Consider the following 22,758-nt stretch of genomic DNA (forward strand, 5'->3'; position numbering starts at 1 on the left):
TCGTAATCCGCCGAACACCCAAGCGGGCTGACGGTCGTTGTACAACGTAAGCTGTACCGGTGCTGATTCGCGGCAAGTGGGGCGATACACCTCGGTTTCCCCGCTTGTGGATGTCTCCGAAGTGCGGCCCCGCCCGGGGCGGACCGGCGGCGTGTCCGAAATAGGATGTATTGGGTCGGCAGTGTAGAACGGGAGATGTGACGGCAATGGGAACGTACGGCGCCCGCCCCGACGCCCACTCGCTCGCCACCCTGGACAAGGCCGCGGACGAGAATTTCCCCGTGGCGCCGTTCTTTCTGCCTCGCGCCTGGCGCGGGGATCTCATGGCCGTGTACGGATACGCCCGCCTGGTCGACGACATCGGCGACGGCGACCTCGTGCCCGGCGGCCGGGACGCGGCGCTCCTCGGCCTCGACCCCGCACAGGCCGAGGACCGGCTCGCCGTTCTCGACGCCTTCGAGGCCGACCTCAAGCGCGTCTTCGACTCCGCCGGCACCGGACCGCGCCACCCCATTCTCCGGTCCCTGCGGCCCGCCGTACGCCGCCACGGCCTCACCCCGGAGCCGTTCCTCGCGCTGATCGAAGCCAACCGCCAGGACCAGCTGGTCAGCCGGTACGAGACCTACGAGCACCTGCGCGCCTACTGCGAGCTCTCCGCCAACCCCGTCGGCCGCCTGGTCCTCTCCGTCACCGGGGCCGGCAGCCCGGAGCGGGTCCGGCGCTCCGACGCCATCTGCACGGCGCTGCAGATCGTCGAGCATGTCCAGGACGTCCGCGAGGACCTCGGCCGCGACCGTATCTATCTGCCGGCCCAGGACATGAAACGGTTCCATGTCCAGGAGGCCGATCTCACCGCCGCGTCCGCGGGCGCATCGGTGCGCGCGCTGGTGGCGTTCGAAGCCGAACGCGCCCGTCTTCTGCTGAATGAAGGCACCCCGCTGGTGGGTAGCGTCCACGGCAGGCTCAGGCTGCTGCTCGCCGGCTTCGTGGCCGGGGGGCGGGCCGCACTCCACGCGGTCGCAGCCGCGGGACACGACGTACTCCCCGGACCGCCCAAGCCCACCAAGCTCAGTCTGCTGCGCGAAATGGGAGCAGTCTTGCGAAGAGCGCCGAGAGAGGGGTGAGCCGGACGGTGGAAGGACACTCGTATGCGTCCGCGCCGGTACTCGCTGCGTACAGCTACTGCGAGACCGTGACGGGACAGCAGGCGCGCAACTTCGCTTACGGCATCAGGCTGCTGCCGACCGAGAAGCGGCAGGCCATGTCCGCCCTGTACGCCTTCTCGCGGCGTGTCGACGACATCGGTGACGGCCCGCTCACGCCGGAGGCCAAGCAGGCCCGGCTGGAGGACACGCGCGTACTGCTCGGCCGCATCGGTGAGGGCGTCATCGACGAGGACGACACGGACCCGGTCGCGGTCGCCCTCGCGCATGCCGCCGGGTGCTTCGGTATTCCGCTCGGCGGACTCCATGAACTCATCGACGGCGTACTGATGGACGTACGCGGCGAGACCTACGAGACGTGGGACGAACTCAAGGCCTACTGCCGGTGTGTCGCGGGCGCCATCGGACGGCTCTCCCTCGGCGTGTTCGGCACACAACCGGGCGCGCGGAACGCGGAACGCGCCCCCGAGTACGCCGATACGCTCGGGCTCGCCCTCCAACTCACCAACATTCTCCGGGACATTCGCGAGGACGCGGCCAACGGCCGTACCTACCTGCCCTCCGACGACCTCGCCAAGTTCGGCTGCGCGGCGGGCTTCCGTGGCTCCATCCCGCCCGCCGACTCCGACTTCGCGGGCCTGGTGCACTTCGAAGTCCGGCGCGCCCGTGCCCTGTTCGCCGAGGGCTACCGGCTGCTGCCCATGCTGGACCGGCGCAGCGGCGCGTGCGTCGCCGCCATGGCGGGCATCTACCGACGGCTCCTGGACCGCATCGAGCGCGAGCCCGAGGCGGTGCTGCGAGGCCGTGTCTCGCTGCCCGGCCGGGAGAAGGCCTACGTCGCCGTCCGCGGACTCTCCGGGCTGGACGCCCGGCACATCTCCCGTCAGACGGTCAGGAGGCGGGTCTGATGCGCCGGTACGCCACCTCCCGGACGAACAGGGTCCTACGGGGCGCAACCTCGCGTCGGGCCACTGCGTCCCTGAGGTCGATGGCCATCCCGGGGGAGGGCACATGAGAGGGAACAACGCGGTGGTGGTCGGCGGCGGCCTGGCCGGAGTGACCGCGGCCCTCGCACTCGCCGATGCCGGGCTCTCCGTCACTCTGCTCGAAGGCCGCCCCCGTCTGGGCGGCCTCGCCTTCTCCTTCCGCCGGGGCGAACTCACCGTCGACAACGGCCAGCACGTCTACCTGCGCTGCTGCACCGCGTACCAGTGGTTCCTCGACCGTATCGACGGGGCCGCGCTCGCGCCCCTGCAGGACCGGCTCGACGTACCCGTCCTTGACGTGGCCCACCCGAAGGGGCCGAGGCTCGGACGGCTGCGCCGCAGCGCCCTGCCCGTGCCCCTGCACCTGGCCGCAAGCCTCGCGGCTTACCCGCACCTCTCCCTCGCCGAGCGGGCGGGCGTCGGACGGGCAGCGCTGGCACTCAAGGGCCTCGACCCCACGGATCCCGCCCTGGACGGCGTCGACTTCGCCACCTGGCTCGGCCGGCACGGCCAGTCCGACCGCACCGTCGAGGCGCTGTGGGACCTGGTCGGCATCGCTACGCTCAACGCCACCGCCGGCGACGCCTCGCTGGGGCTCGCCGCCATGGTCTTCAAGACCGGACTGCTCTCCGAGCCGGGCGCGGCGGACATCGGCTGGGCGCGTGTCCCGCTCGGCGACCTCCACGACACGCTTGCCCGCAAGGCGCTCGACTCGGCCGGCGTACGCACCGAACTGCGCACCCGGGCCGAGGCCGTCTCCCGTACCGAGGACGGCACTTGGCAGGTCGCCGTCGCGGGCGGCGAGCGGATCACCGCGGACACCGTCGTCCTCGCCGTACCGCAGCGCGAGACGCACGCCCTGCTGCCGCACGGCGCCCTCGACGACCCCGACAAACTGCTGGACATCGGCACCGCTCCAATCCTCAACGTCCATGTGGTGTACGACCGCAAGGTTCTGCGCCGCCCGTTCTTCGCCGCGCTCGGCACCCCGGTCCAGTGGGTCTTCGACCGTACGGACGCCTCGGGGCTCCAGGGCGGCGGACAGTACCTCGCCCTCTCCCAGTCCGTCGCGCAGAACGAGATCGACGACAGCGTGTCCGTCCTGCGTGAGCGCTACCTCCCCGAATTGGAGCGGCTGCTGCCCGCCACCCGAGGCGCCCACGTCCGGGACTTCTTCGTCACCCGGGAACGGACAGCGACGTTCGCCCCCACCCCCGGCGTCGGACGGCTGCGTCCCGCGGCCCGTACGAACGCACGCGGCCTGTACCTGGCCGGTTCGTGGACCGCCACCGGCTGGCCCGCGACCATGGAGAGCGCTGTGCGCAGCGGCATCAGCGCCGCCGACGCCGCCCTCTGTGCACTCGGCCGCCGCTACGAACATCCGCTGCAGGAGGCGGCATGACTGCAAGCACAGGAACAAGAGGAGAGACCGTGAACACGGCGAATCCGGCTGTCGACACCGCGGACAGTGCGGACACCGTCGCGCTTCTGGAGCGCGGCCGCACCCTGTCCGCACCGGTGCTTCGCGCGGCCGTGGACCGGCTCGCGCCGCCCATGGACACCGTCGCCGCCTACCACTTCGGCTGGATCGACGCCGACGGCCGGCCGGCCGACGGCGACGGCGGCAAGGCGGTACGCCCGGCTCTCGCCCTGCTGTCCGCCGAGGCGGCCGGCGCCGCGCCCGAGGTCGGTATCCCCGGCGCGGTCGCCGTCGAGCTGGTGCACAACTTCTCGCTGCTGCACGACGACCTGATGGACGGCGACGAGCAGCGCCGCCACCGCGACACGGTGTGGAAGGTGCACGGCCCCGCCCAGGCGATCCTGGTCGGTGACGCGCTCTTCGCCCTCGCCAACGAGATCCTGCTGGAAATCGGCACCGCCGAGGCGGCCCGAGCCACCCGCCGGCTCACCACCGCTACCCGCAAGCTCATCGACGGCCAGGCCCAGGACATCTCCTACGAGCACCGGGAGCGGGTCACCGTCGAGGAGTGCCTGGAGATGGAGGGCAACAAGACAGGCGCCCTGCTCGCCTGCGCCGTCTCCATCGGCGCGGTGCTCGGCGGCGCCGATGACCGGACGGCCGACACCCTCGAGGCGTACGGCTACCACCTCGGCCTCGCTTTCCAGGCCGTGGACGACCTGCTCGGGATCTGGGGCGACCCGGACGCCACGGGCAAGCAGACCTGGAGCGATCTGCGCCAGCGAAAGAAGTCCCTGCCGGTCGTCGCGGCGCTCGCCGCCGGCGGTCCCGCGTCGGAACGGCTGGGGGAACTGCTCGCCGCCGACGCGAAGAGTAATGAATTCGACAGCTTCTCCGAGGAGGAGTTCGCCACCCGGGCGGCTCTGATCGAGGAGGCGGGCGGCCGGGAGTGGACCGCCCAGGAAGCCCGCCGTCAGCACGCGGTCGCCATCGAGGCGCTCGACGGTGTCGACATGCCGGCGCGGGTTCGCGCGCAGCTCACGGCGCTGGCGGACTTCGTCGTGGTGCGGAAGAAATGATCATGATTCTGATACGCGGCCTCGCTGGGGGTTAGCCGCCATACCCCCGGCAGTCGCCGGCCGGTGTCCCTTTCGGACACCGGCCGACGGCGGACCCCAGCACAGCAGAGGACAGACTGCAGAAGGGGAAGCCATGACAGCGACGACCGACGGAAGCCCCGGGGCATCACGGCCCCGCGCAGCCTCGGCCAGCCGAACCACCGACAGTCCCGCCGCAGCCGACGTCCTCGTCGCCGCCGAGCGGGCCATCGCACGAGGAGTCGGGCCTCTGCTCGGCCGGCAGGACGCCCAGGGGTGGTGGAAGGGCGACCTGGAAACCAACGTCACCATGGACGCCGAGGACCTGCTGCTCCGTCAGTTCCTCGGTATCCGGGACGAAGCGACCACGCGGGCCGCCGCCCTGTTCATCCGCGGCGAGCAGCGCGAGGACGGCACCTGGGCCACGTTCTACGGCGGCCCGGGTGAACTGTCCACCACCATCGAGGCGTACGTCGCGCTGCGGCTCGCCGGGGACCGGCCCGACGACCCGCACATGGCCCTCGCCTCGGCCTGGGTCCGGGCCCACGGCGGCATCGCCGCGAGCCGTGTCTTCACCCGGATCTGGCTCGCCCTCTTCGGCTGGTGGAAGTGGGAAGACCTGCCCGAGCTGCCGCCCGAGCTGATCTTCCTTCCCGAGTGGTTCCCGCTCAACATCTACGACTTCGGCTGCTGGGCCCGCCAGACGATCGTGCCGCTCACCATCGTCTCCGCCAAGCGGCCGGTGCGTCCGGCGCCCTTCGCGCTCGAGGAACTGCACACGGACGCCCGTAACCCGAGCCCCGCCAAGCGCCTTGCGTCGCCGGCCAGCTGGGACGGCGTCTTCCAGCGGCTCGACAAGGCGTTGCACGTCTACCGCAAGGTCGCGTCCCGCCGTCTGCGTGGGACCGCGATGAACGTCGCGGCGCGCTGGATCATCGAGCGCCAGGAGAACGACGGCTGCTGGGGAGGCATCCAGCCGCCCGCCGTCTACTCCGTGATCGCCCTGCACCTCCTCGGCTACGACCTGGCACACCCGGTGATGCGGGCCGGGCTGGAATGTCTCGACCGGTTCGCCGTCCACCGCGAGGACGGTGCCCGGATGATCGAGGCCTGCCAGTCGCCGGTGTGGGACACCTGCCTCGCCGCGATCGCACTCACCGACGCCGGAGTGCCCGCCGACCACCCGTCGCTCGTCAAGGCCGCCGACTGGCTGCTGGCGGAGCAGGTCGTACGGCCGGGCGACTGGTCCGTACGCAGGCCCGGACTCACGCCCGGCGGCTGGGCGTTCCAGTTCCACAACGACAACTACCCCGACATAGACGACACCGCCCAGGTCATTCTGGCACTGCGCCGGATCATGCACCCCGACCCGGGGCGCATCGAAGCCGCCATCGAGCGCGGGGTGTGCTGGAGCTTCGGCATGCAGTCGAGGAACGGCGCCTGGGGCGCTTTCGACGTGGACAACACCAGTGCCTTCCCCAACCGGCTGCCGTTCTGCGACTTCGGCGAGGTCATCGACCCGCCGTCCGCCGACGTCACCGCGCATGCGGTGGAAATGCTGGCCGTCGAGGGCAAGGCGCACCATCCGCGCACGCGGCGCGCCATCGCCTGGCTGCTTGCCGAACAGGAGAAGAACGGCGCCTGGTTCGGACGGTGGGGCGTCAACTACCTGTACGGCACAGGGTCTGTCGTGCCCGCGCTCACCGCCGCCGGATTACCCGCCTCGCACCCCGCGATCCGGCGCGCGGTCGACTGGCTGGAGTCCGTACAGAACGACGACGGCGGCTGGGGCGAAGACCTTCGCTCGTACCGGGATGCCGAATGGGTCGGGCGGGGCGAGTCGACCGCCTCGCAGACCGCGTGGGCACTGCTGGCCCTGCTCGCGGCCGGCGAGCGTGAGGGCAAGGCAGTGGAGCGCGGGGTGGGGTGGCTCGCCGAGACCCAGCGCGAAGACGGATCCTGGGACGAGCCCCACTTCACAGGCACCGGCTTCCCGTGGGACTTCTCGATCAACTACCACCTCTACCGGCAGGTCTTCCCGCTCACGGCGCTCGGACGGTACGTCCGCGGGGAACCCTTCGTCACACCGGCCCCCGCCGGCATCCGCAAGGGGGACTGATGGCCCGAGCGCCGGACTCCCCGGACGGCACACCGCTGCTGATCGCCTGCGCGCTCGGCATCGAGCACCTCGCCCTGAGCCGCGGGGACCGCGGCGGTGCGCCGGGGCCCGTGCGGCTGCTCCGTACGGGTATGGGGCCCGGGGCCGCCGAGCGGGCAGTCACCCGTGCGCTCGACGAGGAGGCACTGCGCGACGCGGCCGTCGTCGCCACCGGATTCTGCGCCGGGCTCGCCCCCGGCATGCACCCCGGTGACCTGGTGGTCGCCGGCGAGGCCCGGGATCCCCGCGGCGTCACGGCCTGCACCGGCACCGACCTGCTGGCCGCGGCGCTGGCCCGGGCGGTCCCCGGGCGCGCGGTCCACACCGGTGCGCTCACCGGCTCCCACCACGTCGTACGGGGTCCCGAGCGGGCCGAGCTACGGGCCACCGGGGCAATCGCGGTGGACATGGAGTCCGCGGCGACGCTCTGGTGTGCCACACGCTGCGCGCCGCGTCCGGTTGCGGCCGTCCGGGTGGTCGTGGACGCTCCAGAGCATGAGCTCGTCCGCATTGGGACGGTGCGCGGTGGAATATCGGCCTTCCGCGTCCTTCGCTCCGTCCTGCCGGCTTTCTTTGAATGGCACCGTTCTTTGCTGCTCCCCAGGAGGTGAGCTAGATGGCCATGCCGCTCCGTCAGACCATCAGGGTCGGGACGTACCTCTTCGAACAGAAGCTCCGCAAGCGTGAGAAGTTCCCGCTCATCGTCGAGCTCGAACCGCTCTTCGCCTGCAATCTCAAGTGCGAGGGGTGCGGGAAGATCCAGCATCCTGCCGGAGTCCTCAAGCAGCGCATGCCGGTGGCCCAGGCGGTCGGCGCGGTGCTGGAGTCCGGCGCTCCGATGGTGTCCATCGCGGGTGGCGAGCCGTTGATGCATCCTCAGATCGACGAGATCGTCCGTCAGTTGGTTGCACGGAGGAAGTACGTCTTCCTCTGCACGAATGCGATGCTGCTGCGCAAGAAGATCGAGGAGTTCACGCCCTCGCGCTACTTCGCGTTCGCCGTGCACATCGACGGGCTGCGAGAGCGGCACGACGAGTCCGTCGCCAAGGAGGGCGTGTTCGACGAGGCGGTGGCCGCCATCAAGGAAGCCAAGAAGCGCGGCTTCCGGGTCACCACCAACTCGACCTTCTTCAACACCGACACTCCGCAGACCGTCATCGAGGTTCTCAACTACCTCAACGACGACCTCCAGGTGGACGAGATGATGATCTCGCCCGCGTACGCCTACGAGAAGGCCCCCGACCAGGAGCATTTCCTCGGTGTCGAGCAGACCCGTGAGCTCTTCAAGAAGTCCTTCGCGGGCGGCAACCGGCGGCGCTGGCGGCTCAACCACTCACCGTTGTTCCTGGACTTCCTGGAGGGCAAGGCGGACTTCCCGTGCACCGCGTGGGCCATTCCCAACTACTCGCTCTTCGGCTGGCAGCGGCCCTGCTACCTGATGGCGGACGGGTACGTGCCCACGTACAGGGAGCTCATCGAGGAGACCGACTGGAGCAAGTACGGCCGTGGCAAGGATCCGCGCTGCGCCAACTGCATGGCGCACTGCGGCTACGAGCCGACCGCCGTCCTCGCCACCATGGGCTCGCTCAAGGAGTCCCTGCGCGCGGCCCGCGACACCGTGTCCGGAAACCGCGGGTGACCTGATGGCCACCGGAACGCCCGTCGCGGGCCGTTGCGGTGGCCGTCGCCGTCTTGGCGAACTGACCAGATTCCGAGAGGGGGCCGTCGTGTCGATCTTGGAGAATATCCGGGGGCCACGCGACCTGAAGGAGCTCGACAAGGCGCTGCTGGACCAATTGGCGGGGGAGATCAGGGACTTCCTGATTCAGGCGGTGGCCAGAACCGGGGGTCATCTGGGTCCCAATCTGGGGGTGGTGGAGCTTTCGATAGCTCTGCACCGGGTCTTCGACTCGCCCAGGGACCGCATTCTGTGGGACACCGGCCACCAGAGCTACGTACACAAACTGCTGACCGGCCGGCAGGACTTCTCCAAGCTGCGCGGCAAGGGAGGGCTCTCCGGCTATCCCTCGCGGGCGGAGTCCGAGCACGACGTCATCGAGAACTCGCACGCCTCCACCGTGCTGGGCTGGGCGGACGGGCTCGCCAAGGCCAATCAGGTGCTGGACCGTGAGGACCATGTGATCGCGGTCATCGGGGACGGCGCGCTCACCGGCGGCATGGCCTGGGAGGCGCTGAACAACATCGCCGCCGCCAGGGAACGCCCACTGATCATCGTCGTCAACGACAACGAGCGGTCGTACGGGCCGACCATCGGGGGACTCGCGAACCACCTGGCCACGCTGCGTACCACCGACGGCTACGAGCGCTTCCTCGCCTGGGGCAAGGACGTCCTCGAGCACACACCGGTCGTCGGCCGGCCGCTGTACGGGTCCCTGCACGGCGCCAAGAAGGGCTTCAAGGACGCCTTCGCGCCCCAGGGCATGTTCGAGGACCTGGGACTGAAGTACGTCGGTCCCATCGACGGGCACGACACCGCCGCCGTCGAGTCGGCTCTGCGGCGCGCCAAGCGATTCCACGGGCCCGTGCTGGTGCACTGCCTGACTCAGAAGGGCCGTGGCTTCACACCCGCGGTGGAGGACGAGGCGGACCGCTTCCACACGGTCGGCGTCATGGACCCGCTGACCTGTGAACCACTCGCGCCCGCCCAGGGGCCGTCCTGGACCTCTGTCTTCGGCGACGAGATCGCGAAGATCGGCGCCGAGCGGCCCGACGTGGTGGCCGTTACCGCCGCCATGCTGCATCCCGTGGGTCTCACCGGTTTCGCGGAGGCCTTCCCGGATCGCGTCTGGGACGTGGGAATCGCGGAGCAGCACGCCGTGGTGTCGGCGGCGGGCCTCGCGACCGCGGGACTTCATCCGGTCGTCGCCGTGTACGCGACCTTCCTCAACCGCGCTTTCGACCAGCTGCTGATGGACGTCGCCCTGCACCGGTGCGGGGTGACGTTCGTACTCGACCGCGCCGGTGTGACCGGGGTCGACGGACCCTCGCACAACGGCATGTGGGACATGTCGATCCTGCAGGTCGTCCCGGGCCTGCGGATCGCCGCCCCGCGCGACGCCGGTCAGCTCCGCGCCCAGCTGCGGGAGGCCGTGGACGTCGACGACGCGCCCACCGTCCTGCGCTTCCCCAAGGAGGCGGTGGGCGAGCCGGTGCCCGCCGTCGGCCGGGTGGGTGGCATGGACGTACTGCGGCGGGCCGAGGGGGCGGACGATGTGCTGCTGGTGTCGGTCGGGGTGCTCGCGCCCGTCTGCCTGAAAGCCGCGGAACTGCTCGAAGCGCGCGGGGTCGGCTGCACGGTCGTCGACCCGCGCTGGGTCAAGCCCGTCGACGAGGCGCTCGCGCCGCTCGCGGAGCGGCACCGGCTGGTCGCGGTCGTCGAGGACAACAGCCGCGACGGCGGAGTCGGTTCTGCCGTCGGCCAGGCCCTGCGGGACGCGGGCGTGGACCAGCCGCTGCGTACCTTCGGGATTCCCGGCCAGTTCCTGGCGCACGCCAAGCGAGGGGAAGTCCTCGCCGACATCGGACTCACGCCGGTGGAGATCGCGGGGCGGATCAGTGCGGCATTGGCCCGTAGGGAGAAGCGAACATGACGACCGCCGAGCCGGGCGCGAGCAAGGACTTCGACCTCGGCAGACTCCTCGCCGAGCGCGGGGCGGAACGGTACGAGCTGCACAGCCGGTATCTGAACCACCAGTTGCCGCGGATGCTGCACACCATCGGCTTCGACAAGGTCTACGAGCGGGCGGAGGGCGCCCACTTCTGGGACTCCGAAGGCAATGACTACCTCGACATGCTCGCCGGCTTCGGAGTCATGGGGCTCGGCCGGCACCATCCCGTCGTCCGCAAGGCCCTGCACGACGTCCTGGACGCCTCGCTCGCCGATCTGACACGCTTCGACTGCCAGCCGCTTCCGGGGCTGCTGGCCGAGAAGCTGCTCTCCTGCAGTCCGCACCTGGACCGGGTGTTCTTCGGCAACAGCGGTACGGAGGCCGTCGAGACCGCGCTCAAGTTCGCCCGGTACGCGACGGGCAGGCCCAGGATCCTGTACTGCTCGCACGCCTTCCACGGACTGACCGCCGGCTCGCTCTCGGTCAACGGGGAGGACGGCTTCCGGGACGGCTTCGCGCCGCTGCTGCCCGACACAGCCGTCGCCCTCGGTGATCTGGACGCGCTGGAGCGGGAGTTGAAGCGCGGTGACGTGGCGGCCTTCGTCGTCGAGCCGATCCAGGGCAAGGGCGTGCACGAGGCTCCGCCCGGGTTCCTGCGCGCCGCACAGGAGCTGCTGCACCGGCACGGGGCGCTCCTCGTCGTCGACGAGGTGCAGACCGGCCTGGGCCGGACCGGCGACTTCCTCGCGTACCAGCACGAGGACGGCGTCGAGCCCGACCTGGTCTGCCTGGCCAAGGCCCTGTCGGGCGGCTATGTACCGGTCGGAGCGACCCTCGGGAAGGACTGGATCTTCAAGAAGGTGTACTCGTCCATGGACCGGGTGCTCGTGCACTCCGCCAGCTACGGCTCCAACGCGCAGGCGATGGCGGCCGGGCTGGCCGTGCTGTCGGTCATGGAGAACGAGGAGATCGTCGCGAACGCCCGGACGACCGGTGACCTGCTGCGCACCCGGCTCGGCGCCCTCGTCGACCGCTACGAGCTGCTGCACGAGGTACGCGGACGGGGCCTGATGATCGGCATCGAGTTCGGACGGCCCAGGTCGCTCGGCCTCCGCGGCCGGTGGACCATGCTTCAGGCGGCCCGCAAGGGACTCTTCGCGCAGATGGTCGTCGTCCCGCTGCTTCAGCGGCACCGCATCCTCACCCAGGTGTCCGGCGACCGTCTTGAAGTGATCAAGTTGATTCCGCCGCTGGTCATCGACGAGGCGGACGTGAACAGGTTCGTCGCCGCCTTCACGGACGTCATGGACGAGGCCCACAGCGGTGGAGGCCTCATGTGGGACTTCGGCCGGACGCTGGCCAAGCAGGCCCTCGGGAACAGATGAGGCGTCGGCGGTGTCGTTCACTCCGGCGGACGGACGGCGGGAGGCCGCCACTTGCCTGTCGGGCAATAGATTTGCCTCAGAGGTAGGACGTGTGGCTCAATGGCGGCATGGACTCAGGCACCACCGAGGCGGCCCAGGAGCTGTCCGCCGTCGCACCGCAGCTGCGTGATCTGCGGCGGCGCGCGGCGCTCACCCTCGAGGCGGCCGCCGCTCGCGCAGGTCTGTCACCGGCTCATCTGTCCCGGCTCGAAACCGGACGCCGGCAACCGTCCCTGCCGATGCTGCTCGCGCTCGCCCGTACCTACGGGTCGACGGTCTCGGAGCTGCTCGGCGAGACCCTGCCCAGCAGGGAGCCGGTCGTCCGAGCCGCGCTGACAGAACCGGTCGATGCCGACGGCTGGACGTACTGGCAGGCGGGCACCCCGGGGCGCGGCATGCAGGCCCTGCGCCTGCGGGTCCCGTACGCCACGCGGACCGACCTGGTCCGCGTTCACCCCGGCGAGGAGTGGCTCTACGTTCTGCAGGGCTCCGTGCGGCTCGGGCTCGGTGATTCCGAGCACGTCCTTGCCCCGGGGGACAGCGCGCACTTCGACTCGCTGACCCCGCACCGGATCGCGGCCGCCGCCCGCGGTGGGGCCGAGCTGCTCTTCGTACACACACTGCTGCAGAGCGCCGCTGCCGAGCTGTGCCTCGGAAACGGCGCATCCATACGAACGCCAGGAGAACTGTCATGAGCGACTCGGAGACCCAGGAGAAGAAGACGTCGGCACGCCGCTTCGTCGAGGACAAGATCCCCAGGGGTCTCGCGATCCGGCTGTTCGTCTATGTCGTGGCCGGCCACCTCTTCGCCGCCTTCATCTACATGCTCTTCACGCTCGGCGCGCAGCGGTAGACGCCCCGGGCCCGGCGTCGGTCCCAGTGTCTCAGTCCAGCAGGCGGGCGCGCAGCCGCTCGCGCACCTCGGGAGTGACCTTCAGGCCCTCCTCGAGGTAGCGATCGGTCGTGCCCCACGTCTGGGTGATGGTGTCGAACGCCGCCGCCAGATACTCGGCGCGGGCGTCGAACAGCGGGCTCAGCAGCTCCATGACCTCGGGGGACATGGCGGCGGGCGAGTTGTCGCTGCGGTGGACCTTGTAGCGGCGGTGGGTCGCGTTGGACTCCAGGTAGTCGGCCTCGATGGCGTCCCGCTCGACCCCGAGCGCGAGCAGCGTCACTGCGACCGACAGGCCCGCACGGTCCTTGCCCGCCGCGCAGTGCATCAGTGCGGGCACGCTGTCCTCGGCCAGTGCGTGCAGCACGCGGCTGTGCTCCGCGGTGCGGTGCTTGATGATCACGCGGTAGGAGGCGGACATCCGCCCGGCGGCCTTGCCGTCGGCGAGTATCGAACGCAGCTGGTTGAGATCGCCGTCGCGGACCATCTTCCAGAACTCTGCGCCGTCCGCCGGGTCGGTCAGCGGGATGTTCACATTCCGCACGCCGGGCAGCTCGACGTCGGGGCCTTCGAGGGCCTTGTCCGCGTCGTTTCGGAAGTCGAAGATCGTGTGCAGCCCGAGCGAGCCGAGGAAGGCGGCGTCGGTGTCGCTCGCATGGGCCAGGTGACCGCTGCGGAAGAGCCGCCCCTGCCGGACCCGCCGGCCGTCCAAGGTCGGGAGGCCGCCCACGTCACGGAAGTTGCGCACTCCGGTCAGCTCGGGCTCGGTCGACGGGACCTGGGGAAGCTGCTGCGTCACGGGGTCTCCTCCGTGTCTACCGTCGGCGCGGCTCGCCGGCGAGGGTTATCGCTTCGACGATACGACATGGGTTCCTGGGGCAATCATCTCGGGAGGTCCGGCACGGTCGTTCAGGCGCGGGCACACCGGCCACCAGCACCTGCCCTGGCCGGCGCTGGACGAGGGCGGGGCGGAGGAGGAGGGGGGCGAGGTCTACGGCTGCGCGCTCGGCTGGTCCGGCTCGTGGCGGATCTCAACTTCAACCGCTGCTTCATCAATGCGGAACCGTATCCGCAAGAAACTCTGGCCCGAGCATGTGCATGCCCTGTAAGAGCTGCTCGACCGGCTGCGCGCCGAGTATCCGCAGGTCGCGTTCGAGTCGTGCTCCGGCGGCGGTGGCAGGATCGGCCTTGGCGTTCTCTCCCGTACCGACCAGGTGTGGACCTCCGACAACACCGATCCGCTGGACCGGCTCGACATCAAGTACGGCTTCAGCCGGCTGCACCCGGCGCGGATCATGGCCGCGTGGGTGACCGACAGTCCGAATGTGCAGCTCAACGGCCGGGCCCGCTCGCTGCGCTTCCGCTTCGTCAGCGCCGTGGCGGGCGTGCTGGGGGTAGGCGGTGATCTTTCCGTCTGGAGCGAGGAGGCGCTTGCCGAGGCGCTGGAGTGGGTGGATCTCTACAAGGAGATCCGGCCGGTGGTGCAGCAAGGAGAGGTCTACCGGCTGCGGCGGCCCACCGGAGGACTGCGCGCGCCGTTCAGTACGTACGGGCGACGAGGCCGTGGTCCTCGCCTGGCTCCAGGCCCAGCGTTACGGCGAGCCACCGCCGGCGCTGCGGCTGGCCGGCCTCGACCCGGCGGCCACGTACGAGTACCTCGGCACCGGGGGTGTCCACCGTGGCGCGGGGCTGATGCACAGGGGGCTGCGGACGGCACTCAGTGGCGATTTGGATGCGGCAGTTATCCGGCTACGCCGCATCGCATAAGGATCGCACCTATAGGGCCGATAGCAGGCGAATGTCCGGTCTGACCGAATTGCTTGGCTTGGCGTCAAGTTGCCATGCTTAAGCGGTAGATGGCCCGTCGCCCAGTGAGCAGGATCATATCGGTGACGGTGCGTGGCGGGGCGGCAGAGCTCAATTCCTTTGCTCGGGCGGCTGTTGGGGAGCCGCACTCCACGGAGGGTGACTGGAGAAATCCGGCATATTCACCGCGTCGAATGGATTCCGGATGGAGTCCGGAATACATGGCTTGTTCCGCCTGCCCGGCTCGCCTACGGTCACCGTCAATCCAGGTGGACCGCCGAATCCTGCCACCGCCTGGAACCGCACCCACCACTTACGCACGGCAGGAGCGGGGGACCCAGGTAAGCCGCCGATCCGGAATCCGGAACGGCTCGGGGTTAAGTCGCAGCCACACCGCGGCCGGGCATCTCCAGCCCGAACCCGACAGCTCACCTCGCAGGCGACGGAGAGGAATTCGTCATGCCCGCAAAGGGTAAGCACCGTCGTCCCAAGGCCAACCCGATCACCCGTGGCTTCGTGGCCGCGGGCACCGGTGGCGCCGCTCTCGCACTGCCGCTGATGGGCGCCACCGGCGCCAACGCGGCCGAGAAGGCCGCGCCGGCCGTTGCCGCCGAGAAGGCCGCCGCTCCGGTCGCAGCCGCCGCTCCGGTCGCCGTAGCGAAGGCCGCCCCCAAGACGTACTCCGTCGTCGCGGGCGACTACCTGTCCAAGATCGCCGACGAGCAGAATGTCAACGGCGGCTGGCAGAAGCTCTACCAGGACAACCGCGCGGTCGTCGGTGGAGACCCGTCGCTGATCCACCCGGGCCTCAAGCTCACCATCGGCGCCAAGGCGAAGGCGCCGGCGAAGTCCGACGCCGCGACCGAGCGGGCCGACCGGTCCGAGCGCAAGAGCGCTCCGGCGAAGGCGAGTGCCCCGGCGAAGGCGAGCGCCCCGGTCAAGGCGAGCGCCCCGGTCAAGGCGAGCGCCCCGGCCAAAAACACCGGCACCGCCACCTCGAACAGCGGGGCGGCGAAATCCTCCGGCTACTTCACCGCCCCGGTCGACGCGCCCGTCACCACCTCGTACCGCATGTCCGGATCCATGTGGTCCAGCGGCTACCACACCGGTGTCGACTTCGCCGCGGGCTCCGGCACCAGCCTCAAGGCCATCGGTGCGGGCACCGTCGTCTCCGCCGGCTGGAGTGGCGCGTACGGTAACGAGGTCGTCATCCAGCACACCGACGGCCGCTACTCGCAGTACGCCCACCTGTCCTCGCTCTCCGTCTCGGCGGGCCAGAGTGTCGCCGGTGGCCAGCAGATCGGCCTGTCCGGCTCCACCGGCAACTCGACCGGCCCGCACCTGCACTTCGAGATCCGGACCTCGCCGAGCTACGGCTCCGACATCGACCCGCTGGCGTACCTGCGCCAGCACGGTGTCAGCCTCTGAGACGCGCATCCCCCCTGACGGGGCGTCACCAGGAGGCCGGATCCGGCGGATCCGGCCTCCTGGCGTATTCCCGGAACGCGAAACGGCCCCGGTGGTCTATGTCACGCCGCGTCAACCCCTCCTTACGGTCGCGTAGGTCACATCCGCCGGTGAAGGATGTGCTCCCGTGGCAGACGATTCGAGATCAATGAGCAGCGGTGCATTCGGGTCGTACGCGGCGATCGGTGACAGCTTCACCGAGGGCGTGGGCGATCCAGGACTGGATGGCTCCTTCGTGGGGTGGGCCGACCGCTTGGCGGTGCTCCTCGCCGACCAGCGACCGGAGCACGCGTTCCGGTACGCCAACCTGGCGGTGCGCGGCCGGCTCCTGGACCAGATCGTGGAGGAGCAGGTGCCGCGGGCGAAGGCGCTCGCGCCGGACCTGGTGAGCTTCTGTGCCGGCGGCAACGACATCATCCGGCCGGGCAGTGACCCCGACGCGGTTGCCGAGCGGTTCGAGGCGGCCGTCGCGGATCTGACGTCGGGGGTCGGGACGGTAATGATCACTACTGGGTTCGACACCCGCGGGGTGCCGGTGCTGCGTCATCTGCGGGGCAAGATCGCCACGTACACGGCGCATGTGCGGTCGATCGCCGACCGCTACGACTGCCCGGTGCTCGACCTGTGGTCGCTCAAGTCGGTCCAGGACAGGCGCGCCTGGGACGGCGACCGGCTGCATCTCTCGCCCGAGGGGCACACGCGGGTGGCGCTCCGGGCCGCCCAGGTGCTCGGCCTCGAGGTGCCGGCGGATCCGGACCAGGTATGGCCGCCGGAGCCGCCACGGGGCTCGGCGGAGGTGCGCCGGGACAACATCCAGTGGGCGCGGGAACATCTGGTGCCGTGGATCGGACGGCGGCTGCGCGGCGAGTCGTCGGGCGACCACGTGGAACCGAAGCGGCCGGACCTGCTGCCGCTGTAGGGGCAGGGGAGAGTTGGGGCGCCTTCCGGATTCGGGGGCGGGGCCGCCGGGCACGCACGGTTCTCGGGCGGCCGGGGATGGCTCAGTGGCTGCCGGCCGGTGGGCGGTTGCGAGTCGGCGGGACGCGGGGTCGCCGCCTCAGCTCCCCATCAGGTGGTCACGCCCGATCAGGGCCGTGCTGCCCTCCCCGGTGCACGCGTAGGCGCCCGCCACCGCGCCCAGCCTCGCGCACTCCTCCAGGTCCCGGCCGGCCAGGCGTCCGTACAGGAAGCCGCAGAGATACGCGTCGCCCGCGCCGTTGGAGTCCACCACCCGCGCCGGCGGCACCGTCGCCGGGACCGGACGCGGCGTGCTGCTTCCGCCCCGCGACAGCACGTACGAGCCTCCCGCCCCCGCCGTGGCGATCACCGCTTCCGCACGTCCCTCCCGGAGAATCTCCCGCATCACGGAGGCTATGCGGTCGCCCGCGCCCGCCGCGCTCAGGAAGACGAGGTCGGACCGGAGCGCGAACTCGCGGTGGTGGTCGGCCAGGCCGTCCCAGTCGTGCAGGTCCGTGGACACCGGGACCCCCAGCGCCTCGATGTCGTCGTACAGAAAACGGGCGAAATGCATGATCGAGAGATGCACGTGGCGGGCGCGGCGCAGGTGGGGCAGATAGAACTCCCGAGGCATCCGAAGATCGCTCGGATCACGCCCGTCGTAGAACGACATCCGGCGTCCGGTGGTCTCCACCAGGTTCACCGCACGCCGCGTCCCCGCCGGCGAGGTCAGCGGCTCGAAGTCCACCCCTCCCTCGGCGAGACGCTCACGGACCATCGCGCCGGCCCAGTCGTCGCCGATGAAGTCGAGGAGTTTGACGTTCAGTCCGAGGGCCCGGCACCCCAGCGCCACATTTCCGCCCGTGTGCCCCGGCCATTCCCTGATCGGGGACACCCCGACCGAGTCGGCGAGTGGCACGGGCAGGGAGTCGACACGGACGACCGTGTCCACCCCACTGCCGCCGATCGCGAGTACGTCGTACGCCGTGTCCGTGTGCTCGGGTGACACCACAATCCCTTCCGGCCGTCGGACAGTTGCGTCCTCAGCGCGCGGTTGCCGTGAGTACCGCTCTGTCTATGCCCAGCTCGCGTGCGAGCGCGTCGTCCACCCACTCCTGCATGGCTGTACGGGAGAGGGATCCCTCGTACGACGTCATCTGCACGGCCAGCCCGTCCAGCAGCGCGGTCAGCCGCCAGGCCGCCGCCGCCGGGTCGGGGCACGGGAACTCTCCCGCCGCCGTGCCTTCCGCTATCACCTCGGTCAGGGCGGCCTTCCACCGCAGGTCGAGATCGCGTGCCACGTCGCGCAGGGCCGGCTCGCGCAGCGCCGCGGCCCAGCCCTCGATCCACAGCTTCCAGCCCTTGGCCGACCCGGTCGGCGCGTACCAGCGCACCGCGGCGCGCAGTCTGCGCACCGCGGTGGTGCGGCGGTTCAGCAGTTTGTGGAGATGAGCCAGGTCGCCGTGGGCCGCGTAGTCGAAGGCCCCGGCGACGAGCTGCTCCTTCGTGGAGAAGTGGTACAGCACGAGCGCATTGCTGACACCGAGGGCCGAAGCGACATCGGAAATCCGGAGCGCGTCGACCCCACGCACCTCGATCTGCTCGACGGCGGCGCGCAGCAACTCCTCGCGCCGTTCCTCCACGCTCAACCTGACCCTTGCCACGACGTCACCCTACACACGAGTAACCCGCCTGACCCTGGACACCCATGACAGGGCCGGCGCCCCCCCCGAGGTCACCTGTACCAGCCGAAGCGCTCGGCCATCACCGGCAGCCGGTCGGCGGCGATCGCATGGGCGGCGGCGCGCGGCGAGGTGCCGTCGGTGTCCGCCCTGGCCAGAATCTGACCGGTCAGAGCGCGCATCGAGGCGCGTACGTAGGCGAACGCCTCGTCCGGGTCGGCGCCGATGTCCCCGAAAAGGGTCCACCACCACCACGCGTTCGTTCCGGAGTTGACGACGACGTCCGGCAGTACGGTGATCCCTCGCCGGGCCAGCAGCTCCTCGGCCTCCGGCAGCACCGGCATATTCGCCGCCTCGACGATCCAACGCGCCCTGATCGCCTCCTGGTTCGTGGTGTCCACGGCGTACGAGACGGCGGCGGGCACCAGCACCTCCGCCTTCGCCGACAGCCAGGCGTCGCCCGGCAGTTCCGCGTCGTCCGGCCGCAGCGCCGTACGGTCGACCGTGCCGTAGGAGTCCCGGGAGGCGAGCAGCGCCTCGACGTCGAGACCGTCGGGGTTGGCGATCGTGCCCTTGACGTCGGCGACCGCGACGATCTTCAGCCCGGCACGGGCGAGAAAGCGCGCGGTCGCCCCGCCCATCGTGCCGAGTCCCTGGACGGAGACCCGGGTCCCCGCGTACGCCGCACCCGCCCGGTCGAGCGCCGCCAGCACCGATTCGGCGACCCCGCAGCCTCCCACCAGTTCGTCGAGCCCGATGCCGTCCACCTCGACGGCGAAGGCGTCGGAGAGCCGGCGGCGGGCGGCACGTTCGTCGTCGAGCAGCGGGTAGACCGCCTGGATGGAGGAGACCAGCCCGGCCTCGGTGGCGGCCTTGTCGACGATGTCCTGGGTCAGGCCGAGGTCCTCTCCCGTGGTCCAGAAGTTCTCGAGGTACGGGCGCATGGCGCGCAGGTAGCGCACCAGGATGCCGTGCGCCGCGGGGTCCTGCGGATCGCAGTCGATACCTCCCTTGGCGCCGCCGAGCGGGATGTACCGGGTCGTCGGACTGTCCGGGTGGAAGTGCAGGGCCTCCTTCATCGTCATGCCGCGGGCGAGACCCGCCACCTCCTCCAGGGTGCAGCCGGCGCGCATGCGCAGTCCGCCGCTGGAGACGCCGCGCACAAGCCTGTCGACGACCAAATGCCCCTGGCGGCCGGTTACGTGGTCGGTCCAGGTGAGTGAGATCAGGGGGCTGGTCATCGTGCGCTCTCCTCGGGAATGCTGATCACGGCGGACCCGGGACAGCCAGGGCGCGGGCGACGGACCGCGCCGTTCGGGTACGTAACTGAATGGTCGTTCAGTATCTGGAGATCGGTACGCCACTGTCAACGAGGGAGCAGGAATCTTGGAGGCGGCACAGACGTTGCTACGGTCATGAGGGAGGACGACGTGCACCGGGACGCACCACCGGCAGGGAAGCCCGAACATCCGGCCGCTGTAACGGCGCTGTCACTGCCGCCGCTCATAATGCTGTGACACGGACACCATTCACACGGACACCGTGCGACCCCCCCACCGTCCCAGGAGGCACCGTGACCGGCTCGAGACCCCTGCGTTCCGGGCTGCGCGCCCTGCGCCCCGCTGCCTTCGGCGCGGATCCGGCAGGCGAGCGGATGGAGCGAATCCGCCGCTCACCGAACTTCGCGGACGGTGTCTTCCAGAACCCGGAGGGCGCCAGGACGCGTCCGACCGGTTCCATGAAGGAGTTCGCGAAGAACTACTTTCGTAAGGAGGAGCGGGTCCGCCGTGCCCCGGCGAGCGCCATTCCGGTGCATCCGACCACCCTCGCCGACCTCGCCAGGCCGCCCGTCTCGGGACTCCGGCTGACCTGGATGGGACATTCGAGCGTGCTCGCCGAGATCGACGGCCGCCGGATGCTGTTCGACCCGGTGTGGGGCGAGCGCTGTTCCCCCTTCCCCTTCGCGGGCCCGAAGCGCCTGCACCCCGTCCCCGCGCCGCTCGCCGCCCTCGGCCCCGTCGACGCAGTGGTCATCTCGCACGATCACTACGACCATCTCGACCTGCCCACGATCCGCCGCCTGGCCGGCACCGGAACGGTGTTCGCCGTACCGCTCGGCGTCGGCGCCCACCTCGAGCGCTGGGGCGTACCTGCCGACCGTGTCCACGAGCTCGACTGGAACGAGACCGTCAAGGTCGCCGGGACGAGCCTGACCGCGACCCCGGCCCGGCACTTCTGCGGACGCGGCCTGCGCAACCAGCAGCACACCCTGTGGGCCTCCTGGGCCGTCGCCGGGCCCGAGCACCGGATCTACCACAGCGGCGACACCGGATACTTCTCCGGCTTCAAGGACATCGGTGCCGAGCACGGCCCGTTCGACGCGACGATGATCCAGATCGGCGCGTACAGCGAGTACTGGCCCAAGAACCACACGGATTCTACGCCGGTGCCGGGCGCGTGGCCGGACATTCACATGACCCCCGCTCAGGGCGTCCAAGCACACCTTGACCTGCAAAGTGGTGAGCCCGGTGGTGTGCTGTTGCCGATCCACTGGGGGACGTTCAACCTGGCCTTTCACCCGTGGGCCGAGCCTGGCGAGTGGACGAAGACTGCTGCTGATGCGGTGGGACAGGCCGTTGCTTTCCCCGTTCCGGGTCAGCCGTTCGAGCCCGCGGGAGTCCTGCCTGCCGATCCTTGGTGGAGGGGTGTGGGGTATGTACCCGACCACAAGTGGCCCGTTCCGGAGATCGCTCGAAAGAAGAGTCGTGAAGACCTCGATCTTGTGGGCGAGGTCTGATCTCGACGAGCTGAGGCGTGTGACGGATGTTCTTGCTGCTATGCCGGAGGATGAGCGGAAGCAGGATCTACGAGCCATTGACGGGGCGCCGCGTCGACAGATTCAGGATCAGGCATCGCAGTACCGGCGGCTGCCCTTCATGTCGCGTACGGACGTGTGCGTCCGAGTGAGGGTGAGCCAAAGCGGCGCACATTCTCCGCGGAGTACAAGCTGCGCATGGTCGCCGAGTACGACGCCGCCCCGGCCGGGGAGAGGGGCGCGATCCTGCGCCGTGAGCGGCTGTACCACTCGCACGTCATCGAGTGGCGCCAGGCCCGCGAGGCCGGCGCCCTGGATGCCCTGGTCGACCGGCGGACCTCGGCGGTCCGGGCCAGGAAGGTCGCCCAGGTGCCGGAAGGGGGTGGGTACCCGGCGGGCGGAGGAGCGCACCAGGAACTGCGCGCCGGTGGCCTGGCCGGGCGAACTCGTTCGCATCGAAGCCGGCATCGGCCAGCAGGAGCATCGTGCGGTCCAGCCCACTCAACAGGCGGCCTGCGTAGGTGAGTTCGCCGTCACTCTCGGGGCCGAACGCGACGGCCAGGACTGCGCGGGTGCCACACTCGACCAGGACCACGAGTCGCAGCAGCGGGTAGCCGAACTCCACGCTCTCGCCCGCTCGCTTGGGGTAGCGCCAGGTGAGCGCCTCTTCATCGGGCACGTGTAGCAAGGTGCCGTCCACGGCCACGGTCCGCAGCCCTCGATAGAACGAACCGGCCTGCCCGAGGTGAGCGACGGGCCCAGCGAGGATCTCGAACAGCCGCCGCAGCGGTGCCGCTCCTATTCGCCGTCGGGCCCTGGACAGCGAGGAGACCGCCGGACGCACCAACGGCAGTCCCTCCAGCCCCGCCGTCAACTTGCCCCACACGCCCCGATAGGAGCAGTCCTCGAACAGGGCCAGCGCGAGGACGAAGTAGACCACGACCCGGGACGGCAGCAGCCGCAGCCGCCTCTCACGTGACCCGGTCTCCTCGATCATCGTGTCCACCAGTACGAAGTCCACGATCTGGGTCAACTCGCCCAAGTGGCCGGGCGCGTACACACCGTCCCTAAACACTGAGCGGGAGTGAGTCCTGTTGCCAGGACCCATGCTCAGCCGCGTGCCCCGAACGGTGTTGGACACGCTGGTTCCCCGCTGTGACCACACGGTCACGCCCCCGGGTGCCCGATTCGGCCTGGACGTTCCGATGCCCGCCACCATCGCTCTGGTGGGTGCGGGGCGGTTTCGTCCGTCGCCGGATCGG

At 70.2% G+C, this 22,758-nt stretch carries 19 protein-coding genes, 3 pseudogenes and 1 riboswitch; of the genes and pseudogenes, 16 read left to right on the top strand and 6 right to left on the bottom strand.

The window, feature by feature from the left end; translation table 11 throughout:
• The first annotated feature begins 206 nt into the window (after positions 1 to 206).
• From hpnC to AB0M62_RS16820, 11 genes are all read left to right on the top strand, one after another.
• Entirely contained in the window at positions 207 to 1,124 is a 918-nt protein-coding gene (gene hpnC / locus AB0M62_RS16770; protein ID WP_366074965.1) for a squalene synthase HpnC, read from the top strand.
• On the top strand, positions 1,121 to 2,071 hold the full coding sequence (gene hpnD / locus AB0M62_RS16775) for a presqualene diphosphate synthase HpnD (protein ID WP_366074939.1): 951 nt from the start codon (positions 1,121 to 1,123) through the stop codon (positions 2,069 to 2,071). The genes hpnC and hpnD overlap by 4 nt, the downstream gene beginning before the upstream one ends.
• A gap of 103 nt (positions 2,072 to 2,174) precedes the next feature.
• The gene (hpnE, locus tag AB0M62_RS16780) at positions 2,175 to 3,551 is read left to right on the top strand and encodes a hydroxysqualene dehydroxylase HpnE (protein ID WP_366074940.1); all 1,377 of its coding nucleotides are present in this window, start codon (positions 2,175 to 2,177) and stop codon (positions 3,549 to 3,551) included.
• Positions 3,548 to 4,648: a polyprenyl synthetase family protein gene (locus AB0M62_RS16785; RefSeq protein ID WP_366074941.1), complete on the top strand. Its 1,101-nt coding sequence runs from the start codon at positions 3,548 to 3,550 to the stop codon at positions 4,646 to 4,648. The genes hpnE and AB0M62_RS16785 overlap by 4 nt, the downstream gene beginning before the upstream one ends.
• A 133-nt stretch (positions 4,649 to 4,781) precedes the next feature.
• The gene (shc, locus tag AB0M62_RS16790) at positions 4,782 to 6,785 is read left to right on the top strand and encodes a squalene--hopene cyclase (protein WP_366074942.1); all 2,004 of its coding nucleotides are present in this window, start codon (positions 4,782 to 4,784) and stop codon (positions 6,783 to 6,785) included.
• Positions 6,785 to 7,435, top strand: a complete 651-nt coding sequence (locus AB0M62_RS16795; protein WP_366074943.1) for a 1-hydroxy-2-methyl-2-butenyl 4-diphosphate reductase — start codon at positions 6,785 to 6,787, stop codon at positions 7,433 to 7,435. Before shc ends, AB0M62_RS16795 begins: the two co-directional genes overlap by 1 nt.
• Before the next feature lie 5 nt (positions 7,436 to 7,440).
• Positions 7,441 to 8,463, top strand: coding sequence for an adenosyl-hopene transferase HpnH (gene hpnH, locus AB0M62_RS16800; protein ID WP_366074944.1), 1,023 nt, complete (start codon positions 7,441 to 7,443; stop codon positions 8,461 to 8,463).
• Positions 8,464 to 8,551: 88 nt separating this feature from the next.
• A complete protein-coding gene (gene dxs, locus AB0M62_RS16805; RefSeq protein WP_366074945.1) occupies positions 8,552 to 10,435 on the top strand; it encodes a 1-deoxy-D-xylulose-5-phosphate synthase in 1,884 nt (627 codons plus the stop codon).
• Positions 10,432 to 11,838: an aspartate aminotransferase family protein gene (locus AB0M62_RS16810; protein ID WP_366074946.1), complete on the top strand. Its 1,407-nt coding sequence runs from the start codon at positions 10,432 to 10,434 to the stop codon at positions 11,836 to 11,838. The genes dxs and AB0M62_RS16810 overlap by 4 nt, the downstream gene beginning before the upstream one ends.
• Positions 11,839 to 11,945: 107 nt before the next feature.
• Positions 11,946 to 12,572: an XRE family transcriptional regulator gene (locus AB0M62_RS16815; RefSeq protein ID WP_366074947.1), complete on the top strand. Its 627-nt coding sequence runs from the start codon at positions 11,946 to 11,948 to the stop codon at positions 12,570 to 12,572.
• Positions 12,569 to 12,730, top strand: coding sequence for a DUF6126 family protein (locus AB0M62_RS16820; RefSeq protein ID WP_366074948.1), 162 nt, complete (start codon positions 12,569 to 12,571; stop codon positions 12,728 to 12,730). The genes AB0M62_RS16815 and AB0M62_RS16820 overlap by 4 nt, the downstream gene beginning before the upstream one ends.
• A 31-nt stretch (positions 12,731 to 12,761) precedes the next feature.
• On the opposite strand, the gene AB0M62_RS16825 is transcribed toward AB0M62_RS16820, so the two are convergent.
• Positions 12,762 to 13,568, bottom strand: a complete 807-nt coding sequence (locus tag AB0M62_RS16825; RefSeq protein ID WP_366074949.1) for a tyrosine-protein phosphatase — start codon at positions 13,566 to 13,568, stop codon at positions 12,762 to 12,764.
• On the opposite strand from AB0M62_RS16825, the pseudogene AB0M62_RS16830 reads away from it, so the two are divergent.
• The 4 genes and pseudogenes from AB0M62_RS16830 to AB0M62_RS16845 form a co-directional block, all read left to right on the top strand.
• Positions 13,510 to 13,752, top strand: a pseudogene (locus AB0M62_RS16830) (hypothetical protein); the annotation flags it as partial. The gene AB0M62_RS16825 and the pseudogene AB0M62_RS16830 overlap by 59 nt on opposite strands.
• Before the next feature lie 50 nt (positions 13,753 to 13,802).
• A pseudogene (locus AB0M62_RS16835) lies at positions 13,803 to 14,536 on the top strand (alpha-galactosidase); the annotation flags it as partial.
• 304 nt (positions 14,537 to 14,840) lie between these two features.
• Positions 14,841 to 15,030: riboswitch (cyclic di-AMP (ydaO/yuaA leader) on the top strand.
• A 4-nt stretch (positions 15,031 to 15,034) separates the two neighbouring features.
• Complete coding sequence (locus AB0M62_RS16840) at positions 15,035 to 16,003, top strand: LysM peptidoglycan-binding domain-containing M23 family metallopeptidase (protein ID WP_366074950.1); 969 nt, start codon at positions 15,035 to 15,037, stop codon at positions 16,001 to 16,003.
• Between the two features lie 187 nt (positions 16,004 to 16,190).
• Positions 16,191 to 16,961: an SGNH/GDSL hydrolase family protein gene (locus AB0M62_RS16845; protein ID WP_366074951.1), complete on the top strand. Its 771-nt coding sequence runs from the start codon at positions 16,191 to 16,193 to the stop codon at positions 16,959 to 16,961.
• A gap of 138 nt (positions 16,962 to 17,099) precedes the next feature.
• On the opposite strand, the gene AB0M62_RS16850 is transcribed toward AB0M62_RS16845, so the two are convergent.
• From AB0M62_RS16850 to AB0M62_RS16860, 3 genes are all read right to left on the bottom strand, one after another.
• On the bottom strand, positions 17,100 to 18,008 hold the full coding sequence (locus AB0M62_RS16850; RefSeq protein ID WP_366074952.1) for a PfkB family carbohydrate kinase: 909 nt from the start codon (positions 18,006 to 18,008) through the stop codon (positions 17,100 to 17,102).
• A 34-nt stretch (positions 18,009 to 18,042) separates the two neighbouring features.
• Positions 18,043 to 18,663, bottom strand: coding sequence for a TetR/AcrR family transcriptional regulator (locus AB0M62_RS16855; protein ID WP_366074953.1), 621 nt, complete (start codon positions 18,661 to 18,663; stop codon positions 18,043 to 18,045).
• A 71-nt stretch (positions 18,664 to 18,734) separates the two neighbouring features.
• The gene (locus AB0M62_RS16860) at positions 18,735 to 19,922 is read right to left on the bottom strand and encodes a Glu/Leu/Phe/Val dehydrogenase dimerization domain-containing protein (protein ID WP_366074954.1); all 1,188 of its coding nucleotides are present in this window, start codon (positions 19,920 to 19,922) and stop codon (positions 18,735 to 18,737) included.
• Positions 19,923 to 20,254: 332 nt separating this feature from the next.
• On the opposite strand from AB0M62_RS16860, the gene AB0M62_RS16865 reads away from it, so the two are divergent.
• Positions 20,255 to 21,478 (top strand): MBL fold metallo-hydrolase, encoded by a 1,224-nt coding sequence (locus tag AB0M62_RS16865; protein WP_366074955.1) that lies wholly within the window; start codon positions 20,255 to 20,257, stop codon positions 21,476 to 21,478.
• A 295-nt stretch (positions 21,479 to 21,773) separates the two neighbouring features.
• Here the strand turns inward: AB0M62_RS16865 and AB0M62_RS16870 are convergent, their stop codons facing one another.
• Together AB0M62_RS16870 and AB0M62_RS16875 are read right to left on the bottom strand one after the other, a co-directional pair.
• Positions 21,774 to 22,538, bottom strand: a complete 765-nt coding sequence (locus tag AB0M62_RS16870; protein ID WP_366074956.1) for a transposase domain-containing protein — start codon at positions 22,536 to 22,538, stop codon at positions 21,774 to 21,776.
• A gap of 25 nt (positions 22,539 to 22,563) precedes the next feature.
• Positions 22,564 to 22,758 (bottom strand): annotated as a pseudogene (locus AB0M62_RS16875) (transposase); the annotation flags it as partial.

The sequence above is a fragment of the Streptomyces sp. NPDC051219 genome, from assembly GCF_040682335.1.
Lineage (GTDB): Bacteria > Actinomycetota > Actinomycetes > Streptomycetales > Streptomycetaceae > Streptomyces.

Excerpts from the sequence above, each read along its gene's own strand:
- hpnC (WP_366074965.1), top strand. The coding sequence starts at position 207 with ATGGGAACGTACGGCGCCCGCCCCGACGCCCACTCGCTCGCCACCCTG.
- hpnE (WP_366074940.1), top strand. The coding sequence starts at position 2,175 with ATGAGAGGGAACAACGCGGTGGTGGTCGGCGGCGGCCTGGCCGGAGTG.
- AB0M62_RS16785 (WP_366074941.1), top strand. The coding sequence starts at position 3,548 with ATGACTGCAAGCACAGGAACAAGAGGAGAGACCGTGAACACGGCGAAT.
- shc (WP_366074942.1), top strand. The coding sequence starts at position 4,782 with ATGACAGCGACGACCGACGGAAGCCCCGGGGCATCACGGCCCCGCGCA.
- AB0M62_RS16795 (WP_366074943.1), top strand. The coding sequence starts at position 6,785 with ATGGCCCGAGCGCCGGACTCCCCGGACGGCACACCGCTGCTGATCGCC.
- hpnH (WP_366074944.1), top strand. The coding sequence starts at position 7,441 with ATGGCCATGCCGCTCCGTCAGACCATCAGGGTCGGGACGTACCTCTTC.
- AB0M62_RS16810 (WP_366074946.1), top strand. The coding sequence starts at position 10,432 with ATGACGACCGCCGAGCCGGGCGCGAGCAAGGACTTCGACCTCGGCAGA.
- AB0M62_RS16815 (WP_366074947.1), top strand. The coding sequence starts at position 11,946 with ATGGACTCAGGCACCACCGAGGCGGCCCAGGAGCTGTCCGCCGTCGCA.
- AB0M62_RS16820 (WP_366074948.1), top strand. The coding sequence starts at position 12,569 with ATGAGCGACTCGGAGACCCAGGAGAAGAAGACGTCGGCACGCCGCTTC.
- AB0M62_RS16840 (WP_366074950.1), top strand. The coding sequence starts at position 15,035 with ATGCCCGCAAAGGGTAAGCACCGTCGTCCCAAGGCCAACCCGATCACC.
- AB0M62_RS16845 (WP_366074951.1), top strand. The coding sequence starts at position 16,191 with ATGAGCAGCGGTGCATTCGGGTCGTACGCGGCGATCGGTGACAGCTTC.
- AB0M62_RS16860 (WP_366074954.1), bottom strand. The coding sequence starts at position 19,922 with ATGACCAGCCCCCTGATCTCACTCACCTGGACCGACCACGTAACCGGC.